Consider the following 24,248-nt stretch of genomic DNA (forward strand, 5'->3'; position numbering starts at 1 on the left):
GGGAGAGAGAAACGTACGGCTGATAGTGTGGAGTCCCTCTCCTTCCTCCCCTCCCCCCCCCCCCCCCCCCCCCCCCCCCCCCCCCCCCCCCCCCCCCCCCCCCCGGCCCCGGCCCACATCAGCCACCACAGCGTCCACAGCACGCGGCACAGGGCCCAGCACAGAAGCGCGAAGAGCAGCGGGAGGATGCTCAGCGCGGTCGCAGTGAGGATGACGGCGGTCATCGTGAGCACGAGGACCGGGGCCATGACGGCCGCGAGGAAACGCTGTCCCCAGGTCGGGCCGTGCCGCGACTGGCGGGCGAACCCTCCTACGCAGTGGTCCACGAACCGTTCGGCGTCGCCGACGAGCCGGGTGTGCTCGTCGAGACCGTCCCACCAGGCCGCGCGCAGGTCCCGCAGCGCGGTGACGCGGAAGTAGGCGGGGACGGCCGGTTCGCCGTCCGGGTCGGCTGAGACGGCCGCGGCCGCCCCGAACGTCCGCCAGACGATGCCCAGTTGGGACAGCACGAGACGCGGCAGGGTCACCAGCACACCGTGCGCGACGGTCAGCGTGGCCAGCAGGACGATCATGATGAGAAGAGCGAGGGGGTTGGCCACGGCTCACTCCTTCTCCCGGGCGTGCCCGCGCCGCCACGGCAGCCGAGGTCCCCGTTCCCGCTCGGGCGCGGGCGCCGGTTCCGGTTGCGGCTGCGGCTCCTCGGCGCGCGCCAGGTCGCGCAGCGCCTCGTAGGTCTCCGTCTCCTCCCACAGCCCCCGCCGGTGGAGCCGCAGGATCCGTAAGCCGGCCCGGCGCGGGTCTCCGGGTGCCCGGCGCAGCGCGTGCAGCGCGGTGCGGGGGGCTTCGGCGAGCAGGTCCTGTTCCGCACCCGGTGCTCCGTCGGCGAGGGAGGCGAGGAAGGCGCACGCCTCGGCGTCCAGGACCTCGGCCCGCGATTCGGCGGCGGCCGCCTCGAGCGCGGTGAGCAACCCCGCCAGGACGGCACCCCGGTAGGGCTCGGGCAGCGGCGCGAGCGCGGCCCGCACGTCGCCCAGCGGTGCCGTCAGGGTCGCGAGGTGGCGTTCGGCCGCGTCCCGTACCCGCTCGGGCGGGACGCCCGCCGCCTGCGGCCGCAGCTCCACCATCGCCCGTACGAAGCCCGCGAGGCCCGAGTCCGGAGGGCCGGAGCCCGGCGAGTCCTCCGCTGCCTCCCCTGCCGGTTTCCCGGCCGGGCCGTCCGGCGCGAGCAGTGCGCAGGCGGCCCGCAGCCGCCGTACGCCCGCCCGGGCGCCCTGGTCCGGAGCCGCGTCCCACAGGTCGGCCACGGCGTCCACCAGGTCCAGCCGCCCGTCGCTCCACGCGCGCGCGAGGAAGCGCGCCGTCGCGCACGGCTCCGGGCCTCCGTCGTCCCGCAGCCCGTCGAGATCGAACACCGGGGCCGGCGCCCGCCCCGCCGTTTCCGGCCGCGTGCCGGTCAGATGACGGTGGTCGTCCTCCGGGCGTGCCGTGTACGTCGTGAACGTCAGCCGGGCGGTCAGGCCCGCCGGGAGGGCGTAGGAGACCGCGGCGATCCAGTCGACGACACGTTCCGGATCCGCGGAGACCAGGCTCGCGCCCCGGCCCTCGCCGGCCAGCGCCCGCAGGGCCGCGGTGAGCAGCCGCTCCAGGAGGCGGACTCCCGTCGCACCGGTGGCGTCCAGCAGGCGGCGGACGCGGTCGGGTCCGACGGCGCTCCCGGGTACGAGTTCGACGAGGTCGGGCAGGGCGTGGCCGTCGTCGGGCGCCGGGGACGGCGCCCACTGCGGGGTGTCCCACAGCTCGACGGGGCGCAGGCCCGCCAGTTCCCCCGGGGCGGCGCAGAGGGCGTGGCAAAAGTGGTTGCCGAGGCGGCCGGTGTAGTCCCGGCCGGTGGAACGGGTGCGGGTGAGGACGGCCGTGTCGTCGTCGGGGCGGTCGTAGGCGAACGCCACCGGATGGTCGGCGGGCCGGACGGCGCCCGGCGGGGGCGTGTACCCGGTCAGCGGGGACAGGACGCCGAGGGCGGGGCGGGCCGCCAGGGAGACGGCGGTGAAGCGGAAGCCGCCGTGGCGGCCGGCGGCCGAGGGCGGGGCGGAGGTGTAGTGCGCCTGTCCGGCCATGCCGGTCACCCCCGTCCCCGGTCGAGGGCGCCGAAGCGGTGCAGCAGCCACATCAGGGGGTCCTCCACGCGGTGCGGCCGTACGACTCCGCCGTGGCCGAGGCCGCCGCCGCGCTGCGGGGCGGTGCCGAGCATGGAGAGGGCGAAGAGCTGGTAATCCGCGCAGAACCGGCGCAGCCGGGCGTCGAGTTGGTGCTCCTGCCAGCGGCCGAGCAGGGCCTGCAGTTCGGCGTGGACGGCGGCGCGGTCGTCGGCGTCGAAGACCGGTCCGGGGCGGCGGGTGCGGTGCAGGGGGGAGTTGTCCGGCAGGTGGGGCCACAGCAGATCGGCCTTGGTGAGGGCGACGGCGACCGGGACGGTCACCTTCCCGCTGCCGCCCAGGTGGCCGAGGATCCGCGCCAGTACCTCGCCCGACCGGTCCGGCACCCCGTCGCCGCCGTTCAGCGGGGCGCCGGGCAGGTCCTGCGGGTCGACCAGGACGACGACGGCGTCGGCCGCGGTGAGGTAGCGCAGCCGGGTCTCCATGCGGTCCCGTGAGGTGAAGTGCTCGCCCGCGGTGTCGAGGAACACCAGGGTCAGCACGTGGTCGCGGGCGCGCCCGAAGCGGCCCCGCCGGGTGCGGCTGAGGCGGTGCACCAGGGGCCGGCCGCCGTCGTGCTCGGCGGTCTTGGGGACGGTGTGCTGCTGCTCGTACAGGTGCCGCTCGTAGCGTTCGTGGTAGTCGGCCATGGTGTCGTCGTCGCAGGGCAGCAGGGCCGCGTCGAGTTCGGCGCCGAGGCGGTGCAGCAACTCGTGCACCAGGACGGCGATGTAGGTGCTCTTGCCGGAGCCGACGGGGCCCGCGAGCGCCACCAGTTTCCCGGGGGTGCGCAGATAGCCCTCCGGCAGCCGGCCCCCGCAGGCCGTGCAGCGCAGCCGGGTGGCGGTGCGGCCGCAGGTGCGGCACACCGCGGAACCGGCCAGGGGGTCGGCGGACGCCAGGCCCCGGTCCTCGGCGCAGGCGGCGGCGCCGCTCACGCAGACGTACGCGATCTGCGCCCTGGTGACGTGCCGGAAGCAGTGCGGGCACACCCAGGTGCGACGGCGCATCGGTCTCATGACCTCTCCCCCTAGGTGATCCGGAGCGTGGCCGGCGGCGGGTCGCGCAGGACGAGGCCCTCTCCGACGGCGAAGCAGCGCAGCCAGCCGCCCGGGCCGCGGGGCAGCCGCGCCGACAGTCGCACGTCCCGCCCCGGGCCGAGCTCCGCGCCGACGAGTTCCGCGAGGACGTGCCCGTCGGCGGGCTCCAGCGGCCGGAGCGGGCCGTGGGAGCGCACCAGCAGCAGTCGCTCGGCCCGTACCGGGGCGGACGTGGTGAACACGGCGGTGACCGTGCGCCGTCCGGGCAGGCCGTGCCGCCGAAGCCGGTAGCCGACGTCGGTGCGGGCGGGCAGCGCCGCCGTGCTCGGCGGGCCGTACGCGCGCAGCCCGCCGAGCACGGCCACCGGCCGGACCTCGACCTCCACCGCGGCTCCGTCCGCGACGGGCAGCCGTACGCCCGCCTCGTGCCGGTAGGCGGCCCGGCCGACGGTGCGCCGCCGCTCGTCCTGCCCGCCGGGGGTGCGCCAGACGACCTCCGCCTCGTCGCCGGCGTCGGGCGGCCAGTCGAGGACGACGGCCACGCCGGTGCCGCCGTGCCGGGTGAGGGTGAGGGCGCCGAGCGGCCGCACGGCGGCGACCGTGTGCGCTCCGGTGACGGCGCGTTCCCCGGCGACGGTGACCGCCTGCACCACGGTGGGCCGGTCCGGCGGCGGGAACCACAGCCCCTCCGGGGCGTGCCCGGCGGTGATCGGCCGCCCGTGCAGTTCGGCGGTGCTCAGCCGGGTGCCGGGCGGCCACGGGGGTGCGTCACCCAGGGCGTACAGGCGCACCTCACCGCCGGACGGCGGGTCGAAGCAGGCCAGCAGGCCGCCCTCGACGCGGCGGATGGCCAGGTCCGTGACCGGTTCGGGCGGCCCGAGGGGGGTGGCGGTGAGCGAGACGCCGCCGGTGCGTACGGTCTGCCCGTCGTCTGTGGGATAGACGACGCGGACGCGGTAGCGGTACGTCGTGCCGTTGGTGAGTTCGGCGTCCGTGAAGCCGTCGCGGCGGGCGGCGACCCGTACCTGCTCGCCGTCCGGCCCGACGCGGACGACCTCGACGGACCGGGCCTGCGCCGGGCAGGTCCAGGCGGCGGTGATCGCGCGGTCCTCGGGGCGCGTCCGCACGCCGCTGACGTCGGGCCGGTGCGTGACGGGTCCGCACACCGCGAGCGGCGAGGGCGCGCTGTCGGGTTCGGCGGCCCGGCGCACGGCGACCGCGTAGTACAGCGGGACGCAGGCGGGGGCCGAGCGGTCCGCGAACGAGGTGGCCCGCGGTGACGGCAGCGGCAGCCCGGTCCCGTCGGCCGGGTCGTGCGGCGGGCGGCGTTCGGTGCGCCGCAGCAGGTACTCGGGCTCGCCCGCCGTGGACGGGCTGGACCGCCAGGTCAGGGTGACGCCCGTGCCGTCGGGCGTGGCGGTCAGGCCGGAGACCGGGCGGACCGTGAGGGCCCGGCGCACCGCGTCGGCGCCCGGCACGTCGCGGGCGACGGCCTCCGCCTGTTCCAGCAGTTCCCAGGCCAGGTCGGCGTCCCGGGCCGGCAGCCCCCGGGCCCGGTCGACCAGGGCGCGGGCCTCGGCGAGCCGGTCGCGCACGTGGGCGACCAGGGCGCGGGCGTCCTCGGGCAACGCGTCGGCGGGCAGGCGGCCGGCGACGGCCGCCGCCTCCGCGAGCCGCCCGTCCGCCGCCAGCCGCGCCAGCCGTGCCTGAAGCGGGTTCCCGGCCTCCTCGTGCAGCACCGCGAACACCAGCCGCCGGGCGTCCGGTACGGCGACCGACAACTCCCCGGTCGCGTGCGCGAGCAGGGTGGCCGGGGTGGCGCGCGCGGCGAGCCTCTCCCGCAGCGGCACCGCCGCCTCGTACAGCCGCAGTTGCGCGAGGCCCTCAGCGCCCTGGTCGGCCAGCACCCGGCGCACGGCGGCGGCCACGGCCTGGGCGGCCGTGTGCGCGGCGCTGTGCGGCAGCCGGCTCCAGCGGCGGGCCGCAGTCTCCACGGCCGCGGGCTCGACGGGCGGCGCGTCGAAGAGACGTACGGGCTGCGGGGTGCGGCCCCCGGGGGTGCCGGTGGTGAGGAAGTCGTCGAGGTGGCGCAGCCTCAGCACCTCCAGGTGGCGGGCACAGCGGGCGTAGGCGGGGTGCGGCACCTCCCGGGGCAGCGGGTCCGGTTCGGCGAGGCGCAGCCCGAGGCCGGGCAGCAGGTCCCGTGCCTGCGCCTCGCCGGCCCGGTGTGCCGCGGCGGCTTCCGCGAGGGTGGTCTCGGTGAGCAGGCCGAGCCCGGCCGCGGCCTCCCGCAGCGTCGCCTGCAGCGCCGCCTGCCCGGCCCCGGCCTGCCGGTCGTGCTCGGCCAGGGCCGCCCGCAGCGGGCCCAGGTCGCCGCCGGCCGCGGCCTCGAACAGCGGCCGGTGGATGAGGTGCCCGGCCTCGAGTTCCTCGATGACCGGGCGGTACTTGAGGCGGGCGCGGTTGCGGCGCCAGCAGGCGCGGACCGCGGCGACCGTCTCGGTGACCGCCGGCCCGTCCAGGCGTTGCGGCAACTGGTAGCGGGTGCGCAGGTCGTCGGTCACCGGCAGTCCGGCGTCGAGCACGTCGCGCCGGTAGCGCTGCTCGTCGAACGCCACGGCGTGCCTCCCCCGTCCTTGCACGTTCCTGCCGTTCCTGCCCGTTCCTGCCGTTCCTGCCCGTCTTTCCCCGTCCTTCCCCGTCTTCCCCGCGTCAGCTGAAGCGCTGGCGGCTCAGGGCGTCCCGCGCGGTGTCGACCGCGTCCTGGGTCATGCCTCCGATCTGCACGGTCAGTTCGAGTTTTTCGCCGGTCTCCTTCTCGATGGCGACGACGCCGAGGAGTCCGGAGGAGTCCAGCGTGTAGACGCACTGGATGGGCCAGTTCTCGGGTTTGCCCGGCGGGATGGCGAGGTTGCCCTCGGCGACACAGGTGTTGTGTGCCAGTTCCTCCGACTCCTCCACGCCTGCCTGCTCCATCACCCGGATGCGCACGCCGCGCTGGCCCGCGTGCGTGGTGTAGAACTCGTCGGTCACCGAAACGGGCAGGGGGTCGTTGGCGTGCACCAGGTGGAAGACGTAGTGCCGGTCCGTGCCCCGGTCCACGAGCTGGATCCCGTAGCCGCGCGAGGCCACGGTGGAGATCTGGTACGGGCGGTGCGGCAGCCCCGTCTCCGGCACGTCCGGCAGCTGCTCCGCGGGGAGTTCACCGCTGGAGACGATGTACGCGGCCCGGTCCAGGGCGTAGATCGCGGCGCCGCGGGCCACCGCGAGGTCCGGGTTGTGCAGCCGGGGTTCGAAGCCGAACTGGGTGCGCAGGGTCTCGGCCACCGCGGGCATCTTGGTGGCGCCGCCGACCAGCAGCACCTCCTCGAAGTGCGACACACCGCGCTCGGCGGCCAGTTCGACCGTGCGGCGGGTGATGTCGACGGTGCGGTCGAGCAGATCGGCGGTGAGTTCCTGGAGTTTCTCCCGGGTCAGCTCCACCGCTTCGACCCGGCCCTGGTGCATGACGCGGACGGTGTAGCGCTCCCGGAAGGACAGCGCCTTCTTCGCGTCCTCGGCGTCCTTGCGCAGCTGCGTCTCGGACTGGGGGTCGGACAGCGGGTCGTCGACGTCCGGGAATCGCTCCCGGAACCGCTCCACCAGGTACATGACGACGCGGTCGTCGAAGTCGCTGCCGCCCAGTTCCTTCGCGCCGTCCGTGCACAGCACGGTCAGCTCGCGCCCGCGCAGGGTGAGCACAGTGGTGTCGAAGGTGCCGCCGCCCAGGTCGTACACGAGGACGGCCCGGTCCTCGCGCGCCTCGTCCCCTTCCAGGGCCCCGTAGTCGAGCGCGGCCGCGATGGGCTCGGCGACCACGTCGAGGACGCGCAGGCCGGCGATCTCGCCCGCCTTGCGGGTGGCGTCCCGCTCCGCGAGCCCGAAGTAGGCGGGCACGGTGATCACCACGTCCCGCACCTCCTCGCCGCCGGCGGCTCGGGCGTCCTCGACGAGCTTGCGCAGGATGCGGGCGGAGATCTCCTCGGGGGTGTAGGTGCGGCCGTGGAACTCGCGCGGCACCACGTCGCCCATGTCCCGCTTGACGAGCTGCACCACGTGCTCGGGGTCGAGGACGGTGGCGTCCTTGGCGCTCTGTCCCACCACCACGCTGTCGGCGCTCTCGAAGTAGACGACGGACGGGGTGGTGTCCGTCCCTTCGAGGTTGCGCAGCACGGTCGGTCTGCCCACGTCGTCGATGCGTGCGACGCACGAGTAGGTGGTCCCCAGGTCGATGCCGTATACGGCCATACGGTCTCCCGCCACCGGGACGGCAGCGCCGTCACGCCCCGCCCCGTCCGTTGTTCCGTCAGTCGTTGTCGTGAGCGTTGCAAGCCGTGCCCGTCGAGCCCAGCGGAGCCGGAGACGTTCACGGGGCGTCCGGTTCCCACCGGGAAACCACGACGTCGGCCTTGCGTACGACCCGCTCCCCCTGCACGAACCCGGCCGCCACGACGCGCGCCACCGTCCGGTCCGCCTCCGGCCCCTCGGCGGCGGTCCGGCCCACCGGACGCTGCGACGCCATGTCGAACGCGTCGCCGGGCCGGGGGACGTACCGCTCCACGCCGGTCCTGGCGACGGTGTCCGCCGCCTCGTCGGCCAGCGCGGTCAACAGGGCCCGCAGTTCGTCGACTTCGAGCGGGCCGGTGACGTTCTCGGCCTGGCGCAGGATCTGGTCGTGGAGCCGGATCAGCGAGTGGCGCACGAGGTCGAGCGCCATGTCGATCTCGCCCCGGCGCAGCCGCTCGACCTCGTCGTGCAGCCTGGTGACGATCTCCTCACGGCGCTCGGCGAGCTGCTGCTGACGAGCGAGCGCCGCGGTGAACTCGCTTGCAAGCGAACAGGGTTCGACGCATTCCGGCACGTCGCTCACAGTAGACCAAAGGAGCACGACGCGTCACCCGAGGGTGTCGCGGTCAGCTGCCGAACAGGTCGTCAGCCACCGAGATTGATGGAGCCGTGCACGTCCCGCGCCTGGACGACGGTGCCCTGAGTGCCTCCGGAGACATTGTTGTGCACGTCGCCACGGCCGGTGCCGGTGCGCTCCAGTGCCTCGGCCTCCCGACGCCAGGCTGCGAGCGCCTCGGCGAAGGCGGGGTCCTGCCGGGCGCGGAGAGCCAGTGTCTCCGCCAGCTCCGCGGCACGGTCCGCACTGCCGGGCGCCTCGGCGAGGGCCGTCAACTCGCTCTCGTCGTAGGGCTCTCCGTGCGACGGCCGTCGTCTGACCAGGTTCCGCAAGGATGTCCAGATCTGCTCCCCCGCCGCACCCGCCGTGCCCCCGGCAAGGGCCATGAGCAGTTCAGGCGCAATCGGATCCATGACGTCCTCCACCATCTCCGACGCAAGTTGTGGTTCGAGCGTAGGGCACGGCCGGTCCTCGGAGGGCCGAAGCCGGAGGACGGATCACGCCGCGGGGCGCCTCGGGGCGGCGGGGCTGACAGCCGTACGGCACCGGCGTCAGCCGGTGGGCACGCGCACCGTCTCCACCCAGCGCGGAGGCTGTGGTGCGGCCGGGCCGATCAGGGCGGCGATGAGACGGCAGGAGGGAGTTTCGTCGGGCCAGGGGGTGAGGCCGTCGGTGAGGACCACGACGATGCTCGGGCGGTCCCGGGCCGCGAGCGCCGCGTCGATGCCCACGCGCATGTCGGTGCCGCCGCCCCCGCCGAGGGTGATCTGCTCGGTGGCCGTCACCCGGGAGACGGCGTGCACGTCGGCGTCGCAGGCGAGGACGGTGACCCGGTTGCCGCGGACGCCGACCTCGCGCAGGACGCCGGTGACTTCGGCGAGGGCCGCGGCGATCTCCGCCTCGCCCATCGAGCCGGAGGTGTCGACGACGACGGCCACCCGGGGCAACGGACGGCGCAGGCTCGGCAGGACGACACCGCGCAGTGCCGGAGTGCGGCGCGACGGGCGGCGGTAGGTGTAGTCGACGGCCCCGCCGGCCCACGCGGCGGCCTCCCGGACCGCGCCGGTCAGCGCCTGCCGCCAGTCCACCGTGGGCTCCAGGACCTCTTCGGCCCAGCGGCGCCAGCCCGCCGGCAGGGTGCCGCGGCCGCGCTGGTGGGCGCGCATCGCCTCGGCGGTCTGCCGGCGCAGTGCCTGGGCCTCGACCTCGCCGAGCGGTGCGGGGCCGGCGGTTCCCGATCCGTCGAGTTCCCAGGGGCCGGGGCGGCCGTGAGCCCCCGAGCCGCAGTCGTGCCCGTGCACGTGGGGCGGCAGTTGCGCCAGGTAGGTCTCGAAGATCTGGCCGTCGGGCAGGCCGAAGTGGCGGGGTTCGACGCGTCCTTCGGGCAGGCGCAGGCCGTCCGCGAGGAGGTCGTCGTTGATCTCGCAGTCCTGGGCCACGTTGACGCGGTACCGGTCGCGCTGGTCGGCGGCGGGGAGCCGGTCGGCGCGGCCGTGGTGGTCGCGCAGCAGGTGCGCCGCCTCATGCATCCACACGCCCGCGAGTTCCTCCACGGATGTCGCGTCGACGAAGGCGGGCGACACGTAGCAGCGCCAGTGCCGGTCCACGGCCATGGTCGGTATGTCGGGGCAGGGCACGACGCTCAGGGCGTACAGGGCCGACGCCAGGTAGGGGCGGTCGCTCGCCGCGCGGTAGCGGGCGGCGAGCAGTTTCGTCATGTTGACGGGTCCGCGGGGCGCCGTCATGCCGGTGCGGCTCACCGGGCGCCGGGCAGGGCCCCGGACATCTGCAGCAGTTCCAGGAAGCCGTCGATGCCGGGCGGCACCGGCCAGTCGAGCTCGCGCATCGCCGCGAGGTCGGTGGCGGCCCGCGCGGCGACGTCCGGCACCCCCGCGTCCACGGCCTTGGCCAGTACGGCCCAGCCGGCCTCCCAGCGGGGCCGGGTGGGTTCGCTCTGGATGGCGGCGACCACCGCGATGAGGAAGGCCAGTTGGCGGTCGCCGCGGTCGGGCAGGGCGAACGCGTCGGGATCGGCGAGGACCCGTTCGGGGTCCGGCAGATCGAGGTGGTCCAGGTACGACAGCAGTTCGATGCCCGCGCCGTCCCCTACGGCGCCGGTGAGCGCGGCGGCCAGGGCCTCGCGGCCGGCGCCGGTCGCGTACCCGGTCGCGAGCAGCCGCAGCGCCATGTCCCAGGTCCGCGGGGACGGCCAGGACCGGCCGCGGCTCTCGGCGTCGGCGGGTATGTGGTGGACCAGGCCCGGCCGGGCGGTGAGGAAGCCGGATACGGCGCCGCGGGCCCGCGCCACGGCGCCGGGCACCTTGCCCGGTTCGACCGCGGGGACGGCCGCCTCCGGCCAGGTCCCCGCCATGCCGCGCGCGACGGTGCGGGGGTCGTGGGTCCAGTCGAGGTGGACGAAGCGGTTGGCGAGCGGGGGGCTCAGGTGCCAGCCGTCCGCCGCGCTGGAGGGCGGGTTGGCGGCGGCGACGATGCGCACCGCGTCGGGCAGTACGAGACTGCCGACCCGGCGTTCGAGGACGACCCGCAGCAGCGCCGCCTGCACGGCCGGGGGCGCGGAGGAGAGTTCGTCGAAGAAGAGCAGGCCATGTCCGGCCCGGCTGAGCCGGACCGCCCAGTCGGGCGGAGCCATCGGTACGCCGGTCACCGCCGGGTCGTCGCCGACGATCGGCAGTCCGGCGAAGTCCGACGGCTCGTGCACGCTGGCGATGACCGTCTCCAGCGGAAGGCCGAGTCCGGCGGCCAGTTGCTCCAGGCCGGCCGACTTGCCGATGCCGGGTTCACCCCACAGCAGGACCGGCTGATTGGCCGTCACCGCGAGCGCCAGTGCCTCCAGTTGGGGGTTGGCGGCGGGTTCGGTGCGGTGGGCGCGCAGCCTGCGGACGAGGTCGTCCGCGGCAGCCAGCGGCCCCGGCCCGGTGCGGGGGTTGGGGATGGCGCTCACAGGTCCTCGTCCTCGCCGTCGTTCTCTTCGTCGTTCTCGTGTTCCTGCTCCTTCGCGTCCAGCCACTCGTCCACCCAGTCGGAGCCGATGCCCGGGTGCTCCTCCTCCACGCGCTTGCGCAGGAAGGCCAGGTCGTGGCGTTTGTACCGGCGGACGATCTGGGCCAGCGAGAGCTCCGATTCGTCGACCACGTCGATCCGGGCGCCGGCCGCGAGGAACGCCTCCACCAGCGCCTTGGAACCGCCGTCGTTGACCGCCACGTACAGCGGGGTGCGGTACCGGTGGTCCACGGCCTCCAGGTCGAGTCCCTCCGCGAGCAGCCGGGGCAGGAGCGCCTCGTGGTCGAGCAGGTGCAGCACATGGAGCAGCGTGCGCCGGGCGGCGTCGCGTACCCGGGGGTCCACGCCCGCGTCCAGGAGTTCGAGCACACCGTCGGTGTCGCCGTGCTGGGCGCGCAGGAACAGGTCCTGCCGCTGGGCGCGCAGCGCCTTCGGCAGCCGGCCGCTGCCCGACGTCCAGGTCTGCTGGACGGCGAAGCATCCGGCGACGGCGCCGCCGAAGGCGCGCAGGGCCTGCTCGCGTCGCTGTTCCTCGTCGTCGTGCGGCATGTGGAGCAGGCCGCCCGGGCGGAAGGCCACCTCGTGCCATTCGCCGCGGCACCTGACCCGGACGGGGGCGGGCGCGGCGGGACCGGGCGGGCCGACGGGGCCGACGACGGGCCCGAGTGCGGGGAACAGTGCCGCGCGGACCAGCGGGTGCAGGTGGTCCGGTTCGACTCCGCCGACGCGCATCAGGTCGAGGTCGGGCAGCCTGCGCCAGAACGCCTCGGCCAGGAAGGGCAGGTCACCGGCCTCGTCCCGGCTGACGGCTCTGATGCGCAGCCCGGTGGGCCCCGAGGGCGCCGGCTCCAGCAGGAGGCTCGTCCGCCAGTCGACGCCGATGAGGAAGCGGTCCCCGGCTCCCTCGTCGGCCAGTCGGCGGATCTCCGGCTCCAGGCGGGTGTGGTCGAGCGCGAGCCGGCCGACGACCTGCGCGGGATCGACCCGGTACCAGGCGGGGCCGGTCGGGGGTGTCAGATCGAGTTCGATGCCGACGGCGCCCAGGGCCGCCCCGACGTCGCCCGCCTCGTGCAGAAGGGCGACCCACTCGGCCCGGGCCGCCGGGTCGTCGTGGCCGGGATCGGCGGTGGGCAGCTCGTCCGTACCGCGCGACCCGCCGTCCGCACGGAAGAACGGCGGGCGGTCGGGGCCGCCGCCGGACCGCTCGAGCAGCCCGGCGGTGTGCCGCGCGTCCCACAGGTGGCGGGCGTACCGCCAGTCCTCGACGGGCTCCTCGAAGACGCCCGCGGCCTTCTCGGCCGTGACCGTTTCGAACCGCAGGGTGAGCCGCTGCGGGCCCTCGCGCATCGGGGGCGTGGTGAGGTGGAGATACGGCGTGGAGCGCCGGCGTTCGCCCGCCCGCACCGGACGGTAGCGGGCGAGGACGACGGTGCGTCCGGTGGCGATCGTGGTCCGGCCGCCCAGCGCCCTGGGCAGGTGCCAGCGCACCAGGTCCGGCACCAGGTGGCGGAGGTCGTCCGCCAGGGCCGCGGCGACGTCGTCGCCGCAGTGCTCGGCGACCTCGGGCAGGTCGAGGGCGACGTCCACGCCGGCCGCCGCGCACGCGCCGCGCCAGTCCCCGGCCGCGCGGCGTTCGGTCGCCCGCTCGATCATGTTCCGGGGCACCGCGTAACGGCGGATCCGCCGTCGGCTCGCCGCCTCCTCCGGTGGGAAGCAGGGGAGTTCGGAGCGGGGGCTCACCGGTAGACACTTCCTATCGCGCGCAGGTCCGGGTGGGCCCCGGCCGCGGGCCGCAGGCGCTGGGTGAAGGATCGCTTGACCTTGCGGGGCAGGCCGGGCCCGAGACCGACGTACTCCAACGGTGAGCCGTCCGGGACGGCCGCCAGCAGGGACTTCGCGCCCCGTCCGGTGAGCCCGGTGTGGCAGAGCTCCAGCCGGCGCAGCGGGCTGCCCGGCAGCGCGGCGGCCAGCGCGCGGGCGCCTTCGTCCCCGGTGGCGTTGGCGGGGGCGCCGAGGCTGCGTTCGGACCTCGGGCGGCCGAGGTCGAGCGCCTCGATCCCGCCCAGGGCGTCGGCGAGGGCGCGGGCTCCCGCGGGGCCGATGCCGTTGCCGCCCAGTCCGAGGCGGACCGGGTGCCGGGCGTCGGCCGCGGCCGCGAGGACGGCGGTGCCTTCGTCGCCGAGGTGGTTGGCGGGCAGGTACAGCTCGCGCACGCCCGCGTCGCGGATCAGCGCCGCGAGCAGGTGGGCGCTGTCCGCGGTCAGGCCGTTCCCGCCGAGGAAGAGGCGTTCCAGCGGGCGCGTGCGGCCGGTGAGGGCGTCGAGCAGGGCACGCAGACCCTCGGCGGTGAGGCGGCTGTTGACGAGGTCGAGGGTGCGCAGCGCGGTGTTGCGGCGCAGCATCGCGGCGAGTGCGAAGGCGCCCTCGTCACCCACCGGGTTGCGTTTGAGCCACAGGGCGCGGACGGTGTCGTCGCCCGACAGCGCGCCGGCGAGCGCGGTGACGCCTTCCGGGCCGATGCGGTTGCAGCCGAGGTACAGGGTGTGCAGGCCGTGGCCGTCGACGAGCGCCCCGGCGACCGTCGACGCCCCGTCGTTCCCGATGGCGTTGGTGCCGAGCAGGATGTGCGCGGCGTGCGGCGAGGAGGCGGCGGCCGGCATCAGGCGGGCGGCGCCGGCCGCTCCCAGTCCCTGCTTGCACAGGTCGACCCGCCCGTCCGCGCGCACGGTGCCGACCGGGAAGGCCTCGTCGGCGGTGACCGGTCGCGCCGACCTCAGCCGGGCCAGCAGCGGGTCCAGCCGGGACGGATCGACGATCGGGATGTCCGGATGTTCGATCGCCGGGCAGCGTACGGGCGTCGGCTGCGTCATCACCACTCCACCGGTTCCTCGCCGGTGCCCGGCTCGCCGAGGGCGGCATCGCCCTCCGCCCGCCCAGGACGGACCGACGCCAATCGACTTTCCTCCACGACAAAGGCGGCAAGGCTGGTCGGATTCGAACCGACGTCCTCCAGCTCGATGCTAGGGCGCGACGACCTCTGCGCTACAGCCTTGCCAGGGATGATCATAGCCACATCCGCTTCGGTGCTGATCAGCTTCCGCCGAACACCCTGGCCCTTGGTGGACCGTTCGGGAGCCGAGCTGCTGAGTGGGGTTCAGAAAGTGAACGCATACGCACCACTTGACACTCCGTCAGGCTCGCTGGCTTCATGTGTTGCGGTGTGAGTGAGCCGGACGAGCCCTCATGCCGCGTACTGGTTTCCCCTCGGAGACGGGCACGACAGGCCGTCTTGGCCCCAGATCCCTCATTTCACTTCCGGAAGACGCCGATGTCGGCGCCAGCAAATGGGAGCGCTCCCAGGCTCCCCGAGTTCGCCCCCACCGTCCGGGTGCCACAGAAGCCACCCGGCGAGCGAAAGGACTCACATGACCGGATCACGCTTGAAGCGGCCCCACGGGACCGCGGTTGTCGCGTCGCTCGTGGCCACCCTGTTCCTGATCGCCCTCTCCCTGGCCGGGGCTCCGCACGCGTCCGCGAGTACCACCCTCTGCGGCAAGACCGACAGCACGAAGGTCTCGGGCGGCAAGTACGTCGTCCAGAACAACGAGTGGGGTGACTCGATCCCCCAGTGCATCGACGTGTCGGACAACGGCTTCAAGGTCACCACGGGCTGGCACGACGTGGGCACCAGCGGCGCGCCGGCGGCGTATCCGTCGATCTACGCAGGCTGCCACTACGGCAACTGCTCCAGCGGCAACGGCCTGCCGCTGCAGGTGTCGGCCTTCGGCAACCCGCAGTCCAGCGTCGACTTCTCCACCGCCGACGGGCAGTGGGACGCCGCGTACGACATCTGGTTCGACACCAGCCCCAACCCGTCGGGCCAGAACAACGGCGAAGAGATGATGATCTGGGCCAACCACTCCGGTTCGCCCACACCGTTCGGCAGCAAGGTCGGGACGGCCTGGATCGAGGGCGCCAACTGGGACGTGTGGTACGGCCGTCAGAACAACGGCATCGCCTGGAACACCGTCTCCTACGTCCGCCAGCAGCCCACCAACGCGATCACGGTCAACATCAAGGACTTCACCGACGACTCCGCCGCCCGTGGCTACCTGTCGCCGGCGTGGTACATGACCAGCGTGCAGTTCGGCTTCGAGCCCTGGGTCGGCGGCCCCGGTCTGGCGGTGAACTCCTTCTCCTACGACTCCAACGGCTCCGGTTCCGGCGGCGGTGGCGGTGGCGGTACGTCCGGCACGATCGTCGGACAGCAGAGCGGCCGCTGCCTGGACCTGAAGGACTGGGGCACCGCCGACGGCACCGCCGTCCAGTTGTGGGACTGCGGAACCGGCTGGAACCAGCAGTGGACCCGGAGCGGCGGCACCCTGGTCAACCCGCAGACCGGCAAGTGTCTTGATGTGGCGTCGGGTTCCACGGCCAACGGCAGCAAGGTGCAGCTCTGGTCGTGCAACGGCACCGGCGCCCAGCAGTGGCAGTTCAACGCCAACGGCACTGTCACGAACCCCCAGTCGGGGAAGTGCCTGGACGCCGGCGGTTCCGGCAACGGCGCGGTCCTGCAGATCTGGGACTGCTACGGCGGCGGCACGCAGCCCAACCAGGTCTGGGCACAGAAGTAGCGCGCCGGCCGGCGGCCCTCAGGCGGGGGCGACCGGCAGGACGTCGGGCGACAGCGCGCCTGCGCGGGCTGTCGCCGCGGTCATGCGGCGGCGGTGGTGGCGGCGGCACAGGACCTCGTAGCCGACCGCGTCCGCCTGGTTGACGTCGCCGACGACCACTTGGGCGCCCTCGACGACCATCTCGCCGCCGACCGTGCGGGCGTTGTGCGTGGCGCGGGCGCCGCACCAGCACAGGGCCTCGACCTGGAGGACCTCGACGCGGTCGGCGAGTTCGACCAGCCGCTGCGAGCCGGGGAACAGCTTGGTGCGGAAGTCGGTGGTGATGCCGAAGGCGTAGACGTCGAGGCCGAGGTCGTCGACCACGCGCGCGAGCTGGTCGATCTGCTCGGGCGCCAGGAACTGCGCCTCGTCGGCGATGACGTAGTCCGCGCGGGCGCCCTGCGAGAGGCGGTCGACGAGGTAGGCGTACAGGTCCGTGCCGTCCTCGACCTCCACCGCGTCCGTCACCAGGCCGAGGCGGGAGGACAGCTTGCCCTCGCCCGCGCGGTCGTTACGGGTGAATATCATGCCCGCGAGGCCGCGCGCCGAGCGGTTGTGCTCGATCTGCAGAGCCAGCGTCGACTTCCCGCAGTCCATGGTTCCGGAGAAGAAGACCAGCTCGGGCATGGGGAGTTGACGCCTTTCGGTGACGCAGGGTGCGAAGCGGGGGTGCGGCGGCTCAGGAGCGTACTTCGAGCAGCGGGACCAGTTGCTCGGCGGGGGTCATCGAGCCGTGGTTGCCGACCATCGCCGACTCCTTCGGCTCCCGCTCGGAGGCGATGATCAGCACGTCGTCGCGGGCGGCGGCGACCACGTCGCCGATGCGGGCGTGGACCCGCTCGTCGACGGCCGGACCGAACCAGCCCGCTGCGATCGCCTCCTCCCGTGAGGCCACCCAGAACTGCTCGCCGAGCACCTCGCGCCAGCAGGTCAGCACGTCGTTCTCGGCGCCCGGCACCGCGTAGACGTGCCGGGCGCGGCCCTCGCCGCCCAACAGGGCGACACCGGCGCGCAGTTCCCAGTCCGCGTCGAAGTCGATGCGGTGCTCGTCGTCGAACGGCACGTCGATCATGCCGTGGTCGGCGGTGACGTACAGCGCGGTGCGCGGCGGCAGTTGCTCGGCCAGGCGCTGGACGAGCCGGTCGACGTGCATGAGCTGGCCGCGCCAGGTGTCGGAGTCGACGCCGTAGCGGTGGCCGGCTCCGTCGAGCTCGGAGTAGTACGTGTAGACCAGGGAGCGGTCGCCGGCGGCCAGCTGCTCGGCGGCGACGTCCATGCGCTCCTCGCCGGTCAGCCGTCCGTGGAAGACGCCGCCGCTGAGGGCGACCTTGGTGAGCGGGGTGTTCTGGAAGGCGGGCGACGACACCTGGGCGGCGTGCACCCCGGCCCGCTCGGCCAGTTGGAAGACGGTGGGGTACGGCTGCCAGACGTGCGGCGCGGTCCAGGGCTGCCAGCGCAGCTGGTTCATCAGCTCGCCGGTGGCGGGGTCGCGCACGGTGTAGCCGGGCAGGCCGTGCGCGCCGGGCGGCAGGCCGGTGCCGACGGAGGCGAGGGAGGTCGCGGTGGTCGCCGGGTAGCCGGCGGTGATCGGACGGCCGGTGCCGCCGCGGGAGCCGGCCAGCAGGGAGTTCAGGTAGGGGGCGTCCTCCGGGTGCGCCCTGAGCTGCTCCCAGCCCAGGCCGTCGACCAGGAACACGCAGTTCCGGTCGGCCGGGGCCAGCTCGGTGATCGCGGCCGTCATGCCGGGTACGCCCATGCCCGCGGCCAGCGTGGGCAGCAGGTCGGCGAGGGAGCCGCTGCCGTACTCGGGGCACGGCGCGGAGTCGACGGCCAGAGGTTCCGGGTGCTGGTCCCAGGAGGCGGGGCCGGGTGCGGCTGCCGGAGTCGGGTGGGACATCAGCGGGTGACGTCCGCGGTCGCCTCGGACAGCGCCTGGGCGAAGGCGAGGGCCTGGCGGACGGTCTCCGGGCCGTCGCCCGCCTCGCTGACCCGCAGGCTGAGGTCGTCCGCCGTGGAGTTGCCGGTGTAGCCGTGGTCGGCCTCGCAGTTGGGGTCGCCGCAGGCGGCGGGCTCGAGGTCGATACGGGAGACGGCGCCCCAGCCGATGGTCAGGACGACCTCGCGCGGCAGGGTGCCCGGCGTGTACTGCTCCGGGTTGGCGACCACGCGGCTGACCACGACCGACGAGATCCGGTCGAGCTTCACGGACTCCGTGGACGTGGTGGCGTACGGCGTCGGGGAGGTGCCGTCGGCCGCCTGCTCGTCGGTGTGGCTGACGACGAAGCGGTTGCCGGTGAGGACGAGCACGGTCACGTGCCGCCGCACCTCGTTCTGGTCGAACGTCGTCTCCTGGTGGACCAGGTACGACCGGATGGGCTCGCCGCCCACGGCGGCCTCCACCGCCTCGGCCACGAGGGCCGGGTAGTAGCCGCTGCGTTCGATCGCCGCTCGCAGCCCCTGGGTCGTCGTACTGGTCTTGGCCATGCGTCCATCCTACGGGGGCGCACTGACTGCGAGGCACCGCTCACAGGTGTCTCGGTAGCGGGGACTCAATAGCGGGGAAGGGTGCGCGGGCCGAGGTCGTCGCGGGCGGGTGGCGGGGCGAGCCGGACGGAGGCGCCGAGGACGGTCAGGCCGTAGGGCGACACGACGACCGGTTCCAGGGTCACCGCGACCACTTCCGGGTGGTCGTCGACCAGCCGCGACACCCGCAGCAGCAGCTCCTCCAGCGCCGGGGTGTCGACCGGTGTCGAGCCGCGCCAGCCGAACAGCAGCGGCGCCGTCCGGATCGAGCGGACCAGCGAGGTCGCCTCCCGGTCGGTGACCGGGATCAGCCGGTGCGCCATGTCCCCGAGCAGCTGGGAGGCGGGCCCGGCCAGTCCGAACGACAGCACCGCTCCGGCCGCCGGGTCGATGACGGCCCGGACGATCGTGTCGACCCCGCGCGGCGCCATCGCCTGCACCACCGGCCGCAGCTCCTCCGGCTTCCCGAACAGCCCGGCCAGTTCGGCGTACGCGCGCCGCAGCTGCTCCTCGTCCGCCAGGTCCAGGCGCACCCCGCCGAGGTCGGCGCGGTGGCGCAGGTGCGGGGCGGTGGCCTTCAGGGCCACCGGGTAGCCGAGGCTCTCCGCCGCGCGGACGGCGTCGTCCGGGGTGAAGGCGGGGACGGCCCGGCGCACGGTGATGCCGTAGCACTCGAGCAGTTCGTACGTCTCCTCGGTCCCGAGGGTGAGCCCCTGCCCGCGGCTGAGCATGCGGTCGATGATCCTGGCGGCGCCCTTCTCGTCGATGCCCTCGAAGTCCGGGACCTTGCCGGGCTGGGCGGCCTCGCGCCGCCACTGCGCGTACTTCACGGCCTCGCTCAGGGCCCGCACGGCACGCTCGGCGGCGGGGTAGGCGGGGATGAGGCGGGTGCCGGTGTCGGGGGCGGCGGTGTCGGGGGCGGCGGTGTCGGGGGTGGTCTGCCGGTCGGACGCCGGGGCGGGCAGCTGCTGCGAGGGGCGCAGGCGGCGGGCGGCGGGCGCCTCGGTGGACGTGCGCGGCGCGGTGCTCGCCGCCGCGGACAGGGCCTCGGCGAGTCCGCCGAGTTCCACGTGCACGACGAGCACCGGCTTGCCGGGGACCTGCCGCGCCGCGGAGCTGAGCGCCTGCGCCAGCTCGGCGTCGGTATCGGCGTCGGCGGCCGGCGCCTCGCCGATGGCGGGTATCGCGGTGACGACGACCGCGTCGCAGGTCTCGTCCCCCAGCACCTTCAGCAGGGCGGCGTGGAAGTCCGCCGGCGAGGCCTGGGTGGTCAGGTCCAGCGGGCGCAGCGGGCGCAGCCCTTCGGAGAGGCAGGCGTCGTAGGTCAGCAGACCGAGCGACTCGGAGTTGCCGAGGATGGCCACCCGCGGACCGGCCGGCAGCGGCTGCCGGGCGAGCAGCAGGCCCGCGTCGACCAGTTCGGTGATCGTGTCGACGCGGATCACGCCCGCCTGCCGCAGCAGCGCGGACACCGTCGCGTGCGGCAGGCGGGTCGCGCGGACGGCGTGCCCCTGCGGCGCGCTGCCCGCGCCCTGCACGACGACCAGCGGCTTCACGGCCGCGGTGCGCCGGGCCAGGCGCGTGAACTTGCGCGGGTTGCCGATGGACTCCAGGTACATCAGGGCGACGTCGGTGTCGGGGTCGTCGTACCAGTACTGGAGCACGTCGTTGCCGGAGACGTCGGCGCGGTTGCCGGACGAGACGAAGGTCGACACGCCGGTCACGCCGGTGACGCCGCCGCCGCGCCGCTGCAGCCGGGACAGCAGGGCGATCCCGATGGCGCCGGACTGGGCGAACAGGCCGGTCCGGCCCGGGCGGGGCATCGCGGGGGCGAGTGAGGCATTGAGCCGTACGTCGGGGGAGGTGTTGATGATCCCGAAGGCGTTCGGGCCGATGATGCGCATGCCGTACGCGCGCGCCTGCCGGACGAGTTCGCGCTGGCGGTCGCGTCCCTCCGGGCCGCTCTCGGCGTACCCGGCGGAGACCACGACCAGCCCCTGCACGCCGTGCTCGCCGCACTCGGCGACGACCTCGGGGACGTGCTCGGCCGGCACGGCGACGACCGCGAGGTCGACGGGCCCCTCGATCTCCCGCACCGAGCGGTGGGCGGGGATCCCGTCGAACTCCTTCAGGTCCTCGGCGAAGGCCCGGTTCACGGCGTGCAGCGAGCCGGTGTACCCGGCGTCCCGGATGTTGTCGAGGATGCTGCGCCCCACGCCTCCGGGGGTGCGGCCGACGCCGACGACGGCGACCGAGCCGGGCACCAGCAGCCGCCGTACCGACCGCGCCTCGGCGCGCTGCTCACGGGCGCGCTGCACGGCGAGGGAGCGGTCGGTGGGCTCGATGTCGAACTCCAGGTGCACGACGCCGTCCTCGAAGCTGCGCTTCTGCGTGTACCCGGCGTCCGTGAACACCTTGATCATCTTGGTGTTGGCGGGCAGCACCTCGGCGACGAACCGGCGGATGCCGCGCTCGCGGGCGACGGCGGCGACGTGTTCGAGGAGGGCGGAGGCGACGCCGCGGCCGTGGTGGGCGTCCTGGACCAGGAAGGCGACCTCGGCCTCGTCCGCGGGGGAGGTGGCGGGCGTGCCGTCGGCGCCGATGCGGTCGTAGCGTACGGTGGCGATGAACTCGCCGCCGACCGTGGCTGCGAGTCCCACCCGGTCCACAAAGTCGTGGTGCGTGAAGCGGTGGACGTCCTTGGCGGACAGTCGCGGGTAGGGCGCGAAGAAGCGGTAGTACTTCGACTCGTCCGACACGTGCTCGTAGAAGCTGACCAGGCGATCCGCGTCGTCCGCGGTGATGGGGCGGATGCGTGCGGTGCCGCCGTCGCGCAGCACGACGTCGGCCTCCCAGTGGTCGGGGTATTCGTGCCGGTCCGGCGAGGTCTGCATGGGCCCCAGAGTACGGCTCGCTTCTGACGACGGCGCCAGGCACTCTGTGGTGAACCGCCGAGGACGACGGTCGGGCCGAGGCCGCGGTCCGAAGGTCACTGCGGGAAGGGTCGGACGACCCCTCCTGGCACGCTCCCCGGTGTGGAAAACTGGTCTAGACAACCCTGAGAACCGAAGGGCAGCATCACATGGCTGAGCGCCGCGTCAACATCGGCTGGGCAGAGGGCCTCCACGCCCGCCCCGCCTCCATCTTCGTCCGAGCCGCCGCGGCCACCGGCGTCCCGGTCACGATCGCCAAGGCCGACGGCGACCCCGTCAACGCGGCGTCCATGCTGGCCGTCCTGAGTCTGGGCGCGGAGGGCGGCCAGGAGGTCGTCATCGCCTCCGACGCCGAGGGCGCGGACGTCGCCCTCGACCGGCTGGCGAAGCTGGTCTCCGAGGGCCTCGAGGAACTCCCCGAGACCGTCTGAGCCCCACCCGGACCACACGGAGCCGCGTCCCCCACCACCGGGGGACGCGGCTCCGCCGCATCTCCGGCCGAGCGCGGCCGGCTCCGCCGCCGAAGCGGTGAGAGCGGGCGCTCCGCCACGGGAGCATGCCAACGGCCCGGGCAGGCCCGGGGAGGGGCAGGCCCAGGCGGCTGCGCCGCGCAACGGGCGGACCGAGCACCTGCGTCGCTCCACACGCCGGACGCGTCCGCCCCCGCCCACCCCCACGGGCCCGAGCGCGCGGCTCCACCCCATCTCCGGCCGAGCGCGGGCGGCCTCGTCCTGGAGGGGGCGGGGCCGGGCGGTCCCTCCGCGCGGTGGGCCGGGGGGCCGCGCAGGGGCCGAGCGCGGCCGGCCCCCGAAGCGGGTGCGGGTCGCTTCGCGGCCTCGCGAGCCGGGTGTGGGGCCGGGCCGCCCCGCCCTCCGGGCCAGGGCTGCGCGGCTCCGCCGCCTCGGGAGGCGGGTGCGGGCCGGCCCGGGCGTGGTGCACGCCGGGTACGGGGCTTCGCCATGGAACGGAATGGGCGCGCGTGGCGTGGGGCGGGTGCGTGGAATTGCGTTCACGGGCGGCCGCGGGCCGGAACGGACCGGCATCGGATCGGGCGGCGTATTCGTCACGCGGGCATGCGGAAGGCGCGCGGGTGAGAATTCACGGCGCGCGTGGAAAAGGGCAGCAGAAATAGAGCCCGGCTGAATATCTGTTCTTTGTATACGGCGCGCATGTTAATGCCGCAGCCCAGACATGTTTACGGGATGTTGCGAGTTCCTCACACGGTCGGCGCGGTCCGCCCCGGCGCCGAAGCGCAGCCGGTGCGCGGCGGTGGAGCGCTCGGTGTGCAGCGCCGTGACCGCCCGCGCGCGCTCGCCGTCGCCGCGCGCCACCGCGTCGACGATCGCGCCGTGCTCCGCCCAGGACTCCATCGGGTCGGCCGGCGTCTCCACCGCGTACATCCAGGAAATCTTCTGGCGCAGCTGGGTCAGCACCGAGGTCAGCGCGGGGCTGCCGGAGGCCTGGGCGAGCGTCTCGTGGAACCAGCCCCCCAGCGAGCGCAGATCCTCGCTGTTGCCCCTCCTGGCGCGCTCCTGACCCAGCCTGACCAGGCCGCGCAGCACCTTCAGGTGGGCCTCGGTGCGCCGCTGGGCGGCCCGCGAGGCGCCGAGCGGCTCCAGCAGCACGCGCATCTCCAGCAGGTCGGCGGCCTCCCGCTCGGTCGGCTCCGCCACGCACGCGCCCGCGTGCCGCCGGGTCACCACGAAGCCCTCCGCCTCCAGCGTGCGCAGGGCCTCGCGGACGGGGACGCGGGAGACGCCGTAGCGGCGGGCGAGGACTTCCTCGGTGAGCCGGCCGCCGCGCTCGTAGACACCCGCGACAATGTCGTCCCGGATGGCCGTGCACACCGAGTGCGCGGGAATGCGCATGACCGACCTCCGCATTAATCCCCGTGAAACGTCGACGATTGACGTGTGTTCAGTGACTCTAATGCAATGGGCCGGAATTTCCGACGGCGGACCGGAATCCAGGGATACTTTTTGGTCAACGGGCCGGGCGGCCGGGGAGACGGAACGCCGAAAGCCCCGGCCGGTGGGCCGGGGCTCGGGTCGGAGCGGAGTTGCGGCGGACCGGTGATCCGTCCTCGGAGGCTTCCGTCCTCAGAGGTTCACGCCGTGCCTGCGCAGGTAGGCGAGGGGGTCGACGTCCGAGCCGTACTCGGGGCTGGTCCGGGCCTCGAAGTGCAGGTGCGGTCCGGTGACGTTGCCGGTGGCGCCGGACAGGCCGATCTGCTGTCCCGGGGTCACCGTCTGGCCCACCGAGACGCCGATGGACGACAGGTGGCCGTACTGGGTGTACATGCCATCGGCCATCCTGATCACGACCTGGTTGCCGTACGCCCCGCCCCAGCCGGCCTCGACGACGGTGCCGGCACCGACCGAGTGCACCGACGTGCCGCTCGCGGCGTGGAAGTCGATGCCGGTGTGGCTGCCGGAGGACCACAGGGAGCTGCCGGCGCGGTAGGCGGTGGAGACGTACGAGTGCGCGATCGGCGCCGTGAACGCGTTGAGGCGCTTGCGCTCGGCCTCACGGGCGGCGCGCGCCTTGGTCTCTCGCTCCTTCGCGGCCAGCGCGGCGGCCTTCTCGCGCGCGGCCTGCTCGGCGGCCCTCTCGATCGCGGCGTCCTCGACGGCCTGCTGCTGGGCCTCGGCCTGGGCGTCGATCTTCTCGGCGACCGCGTCGCCGAGGCTGACGACGGGGAGCAGACCGGTCCGCTCGACCGTGTTGTCGGCGGCGAGCGCCGGGGCGGCCAGAGCGCCGACGACACCGGTGGTGGCGAGAGTCGCCACGCCCGCCGCGCGTGCGGTGGTCCTCTTGATGCGGCTGGGACGGCGGTGCTTCCCGGTGGCGCAGGTGAACGCCATGTTGGTGGCTGGTCCTTTCCTTCCCTCTCGCCTACCGGGTTAGCGGTGGGGGTCCCC

At 74.4% G+C, this 24,248-nt stretch carries 18 protein-coding genes, 1 tRNA gene and 1 pseudogene; 2 read left to right on the top strand and 18 right to left on the bottom strand.

Annotation, left to right across the window (positions count from 1 at the left end):
- The 12 genes and pseudogenes from ACZ5GT_RS29620 to ACZ5GT_RS29675 form a co-directional block, all read right to left on the bottom strand.
- Window positions 1–599: pseudogene (locus ACZ5GT_RS29620) on the bottom strand (hypothetical protein); the annotation flags it as partial.
- Between the two features lie 3 nt (window positions 600–602).
- The gene (locus tag ACZ5GT_RS29625) at window positions 603–2,117 is read right to left on the bottom strand and encodes a GAP1-N2 domain-containing protein (protein ID WP_469032112.1); all 1,515 of its coding nucleotides are present in this window, start codon (window positions 2,115–2,117) and stop codon (window positions 603–605) included.
- Window positions 2,118–2,122: 5 nt separating this feature from the next.
- A complete protein-coding gene (locus ACZ5GT_RS29630; protein ID WP_469032114.1) occupies window positions 2,123–3,214 on the bottom strand; it encodes a TRAFAC clade GTPase domain-containing protein in 1,092 nt (363 codons plus the stop codon).
- 11 nt (window positions 3,215–3,225) lie between these two features.
- Window positions 3,226–5,853 (bottom strand): SaeA-related protein, encoded by a 2,628-nt coding sequence (locus ACZ5GT_RS29635; RefSeq protein ID WP_469032116.1) that lies wholly within the window; start codon window positions 5,851–5,853, stop codon window positions 3,226–3,228.
- A 94-nt stretch (window positions 5,854–5,947) separates the two neighbouring features.
- Window positions 5,948–7,522 (bottom strand): Hsp70 family protein, encoded by a 1,575-nt coding sequence (locus ACZ5GT_RS29640; protein ID WP_469032118.1) that lies wholly within the window; start codon window positions 7,520–7,522, stop codon window positions 5,948–5,950.
- A 118-nt stretch (window positions 7,523–7,640) separates the two neighbouring features.
- Window positions 7,641–8,135, bottom strand: a complete 495-nt coding sequence (gene grpE / locus ACZ5GT_RS29645) for a nucleotide exchange factor GrpE (protein ID WP_469032121.1) — start codon at window positions 8,133–8,135, stop codon at window positions 7,641–7,643.
- A 71-nt stretch (window positions 8,136–8,206) separates the two neighbouring features.
- Entirely contained in the window at window positions 8,207–8,590 is a 384-nt protein-coding gene (locus tag ACZ5GT_RS29650) for a hypothetical protein (protein WP_469032124.1), read from the bottom strand.
- Between the two features lie 138 nt (window positions 8,591–8,728).
- Entirely contained in the window at window positions 8,729–9,895 is a 1,167-nt protein-coding gene (locus tag ACZ5GT_RS29655; RefSeq protein WP_469032126.1) for a vWA domain-containing protein, read from the bottom strand.
- 38 nt (window positions 9,896–9,933) lie between these two features.
- Window positions 9,934–11,139, bottom strand: a complete 1,206-nt coding sequence (locus ACZ5GT_RS29660) for an AAA family ATPase (protein ID WP_469032128.1) — start codon at window positions 11,137–11,139, stop codon at window positions 9,934–9,936.
- Window positions 11,136–12,938 carry an ankyrin repeat domain-containing protein gene (locus ACZ5GT_RS29665; protein ID WP_469032129.1) on the bottom strand — a complete coding sequence of 601 codons (1,803 nt, stop codon included), beginning with the start codon at window positions 12,936–12,938 and terminating at the stop codon, window positions 11,136–11,138. Before ACZ5GT_RS29665 ends, ACZ5GT_RS29660 begins: the two co-directional genes overlap by 4 nt.
- Window positions 12,935–14,068, bottom strand: coding sequence for a leucine-rich repeat domain-containing protein (locus ACZ5GT_RS29670; RefSeq protein WP_469032132.1), 1,134 nt, complete (start codon window positions 14,066–14,068; stop codon window positions 12,935–12,937). The genes ACZ5GT_RS29665 and ACZ5GT_RS29670 overlap by 4 nt, the downstream gene beginning before the upstream one ends.
- Window positions 14,069–14,177: 109 nt before the next feature.
- Window positions 14,178–14,250, bottom strand: a tRNA-Arg gene (locus ACZ5GT_RS29675).
- Window positions 14,251–14,623: 373 nt separating this feature from the next.
- Here ACZ5GT_RS29675 and ACZ5GT_RS29680 point away from each other — a divergent pair.
- Window positions 14,624–15,832 (top strand): GH12 family glycosyl hydrolase domain-containing protein, encoded by a 1,209-nt coding sequence (locus ACZ5GT_RS29680; protein ID WP_469032134.1) that lies wholly within the window; start codon window positions 14,624–14,626, stop codon window positions 15,830–15,832.
- A gap of 18 nt (window positions 15,833–15,850) precedes the next feature.
- Here the strand turns inward: ACZ5GT_RS29680 and ACZ5GT_RS29685 are convergent, their stop codons facing one another.
- From ACZ5GT_RS29685 to ACZ5GT_RS29700, 4 genes are all read right to left on the bottom strand, one after another.
- Window positions 15,851–16,498 (bottom strand): thymidine kinase, encoded by a 648-nt coding sequence (locus ACZ5GT_RS29685; protein WP_469032137.1) that lies wholly within the window; start codon window positions 16,496–16,498, stop codon window positions 15,851–15,853.
- Between the two features lie 52 nt (window positions 16,499–16,550).
- Window positions 16,551–17,768: an alkaline phosphatase family protein gene (locus ACZ5GT_RS29690; protein WP_469032139.1), complete on the bottom strand. Its 1,218-nt coding sequence runs from the start codon at window positions 17,766–17,768 to the stop codon at window positions 16,551–16,553.
- On the bottom strand, window positions 17,768–18,355 hold the full coding sequence (locus ACZ5GT_RS29695) for a DUF5998 family protein (protein WP_469032141.1): 588 nt from the start codon (window positions 18,353–18,355) through the stop codon (window positions 17,768–17,770). Before ACZ5GT_RS29695 ends, ACZ5GT_RS29690 begins: the two co-directional genes overlap by 1 nt.
- 65 nt (window positions 18,356–18,420) lie before the next feature.
- Window positions 18,421–21,288: a bifunctional acetate--CoA ligase family protein/GNAT family N-acetyltransferase gene (locus tag ACZ5GT_RS29700; protein ID WP_469032143.1), complete on the bottom strand. Its 2,868-nt coding sequence runs from the start codon at window positions 21,286–21,288 to the stop codon at window positions 18,421–18,423.
- 188 nt (window positions 21,289–21,476) lie between these two features.
- On the opposite strand from ACZ5GT_RS29700, the gene ACZ5GT_RS29705 reads away from it, so the two are divergent.
- On the top strand, window positions 21,477–21,758 hold the full coding sequence (locus ACZ5GT_RS29705) for an HPr family phosphocarrier protein (protein WP_469032146.1): 282 nt from the start codon (window positions 21,477–21,479) through the stop codon (window positions 21,756–21,758).
- A gap of 741 nt (window positions 21,759–22,499) precedes the next feature.
- Here ACZ5GT_RS29705 and ACZ5GT_RS29710 read toward each other — a convergent pair.
- Together ACZ5GT_RS29710 and ACZ5GT_RS29715 are read right to left on the bottom strand one after the other, a co-directional pair.
- The gene (locus ACZ5GT_RS29710; protein ID WP_469032149.1) at window positions 22,500–23,195 is read right to left on the bottom strand and encodes a GntR family transcriptional regulator; all 696 of its coding nucleotides are present in this window, start codon (window positions 23,193–23,195) and stop codon (window positions 22,500–22,502) included.
- A gap of 231 nt (window positions 23,196–23,426) precedes the next feature.
- Window positions 23,427–24,191: a M23 family metallopeptidase gene (locus tag ACZ5GT_RS29715; RefSeq protein WP_469032151.1), complete on the bottom strand. Its 765-nt coding sequence runs from the start codon at window positions 24,189–24,191 to the stop codon at window positions 23,427–23,429.
- Window positions 24,192–24,248: the final 57 nt, after the last annotated feature.

The organism is Streptomyces sp. NPDC031340 (assembly GCF_055569945.1).

What these genes read in the sequence shown, in the direction of transcription:
- ACZ5GT_RS29680 (WP_469032134.1), top strand. Translation starts at nt 14,624, where the DNA reads ATGACCGGATCACGCTTGAAGCGGCCCCACGGGACCGCGGTTGTCGCG.
- ACZ5GT_RS29670 (WP_469032132.1), bottom strand. Translation starts at nt 14,068, where the DNA reads ATGACGCAGCCGACGCCCGTACGCTGCCCGGCGATCGAACATCCGGAC.
- ACZ5GT_RS29705 (WP_469032146.1), top strand. Translation starts at nt 21,477, where the DNA reads ATGGCTGAGCGCCGCGTCAACATCGGCTGGGCAGAGGGCCTCCACGCC.
- ACZ5GT_RS29685 (WP_469032137.1), bottom strand. Translation starts at nt 16,498, where the DNA reads ATGCCCGAGCTGGTCTTCTTCTCCGGAACCATGGACTGCGGGAAGTCG.
- ACZ5GT_RS29700 (WP_469032143.1), bottom strand. Translation starts at nt 21,288, where the DNA reads ATGCAGACCTCGCCGGACCGGCACGAATACCCCGACCACTGGGAGGCC.
- ACZ5GT_RS29640 (WP_469032118.1), bottom strand. Translation starts at nt 7,522, where the DNA reads ATGGCCGTATACGGCATCGACCTGGGGACCACCTACTCGTGCGTCGCA.
- ACZ5GT_RS29630 (WP_469032114.1), bottom strand. Translation starts at nt 3,214, where the DNA reads ATGAGACCGATGCGCCGTCGCACCTGGGTGTGCCCGCACTGCTTCCGG.
- ACZ5GT_RS29650 (WP_469032124.1), bottom strand. Translation starts at nt 8,590, where the DNA reads ATGGATCCGATTGCGCCTGAACTGCTCATGGCCCTTGCCGGGGGCACG.
- ACZ5GT_RS29715 (WP_469032151.1), bottom strand. Translation starts at nt 24,191, where the DNA reads ATGGCGTTCACCTGCGCCACCGGGAAGCACCGCCGTCCCAGCCGCATC.
- ACZ5GT_RS29710 (WP_469032149.1), bottom strand. Translation starts at nt 23,195, where the DNA reads ATGCGCATTCCCGCGCACTCGGTGTGCACGGCCATCCGGGACGACATT.
- ACZ5GT_RS29690 (WP_469032139.1), bottom strand. Translation starts at nt 17,768, where the DNA reads ATGTCCCACCCGACTCCGGCAGCCGCACCCGGCCCCGCCTCCTGGGAC.
- ACZ5GT_RS29655 (WP_469032126.1), bottom strand. Translation starts at nt 9,895, where the DNA reads ATGACGAAACTGCTCGCCGCCCGCTACCGCGCGGCGAGCGACCGCCCC.
- ACZ5GT_RS29695 (WP_469032141.1), bottom strand. Translation starts at nt 18,355, where the DNA reads ATGGCCAAGACCAGTACGACGACCCAGGGGCTGCGAGCGGCGATCGAA.
- ACZ5GT_RS29625 (WP_469032112.1), bottom strand. Translation starts at nt 2,117, where the DNA reads ATGGCCGGACAGGCGCACTACACCTCCGCCCCGCCCTCGGCCGCCGGC.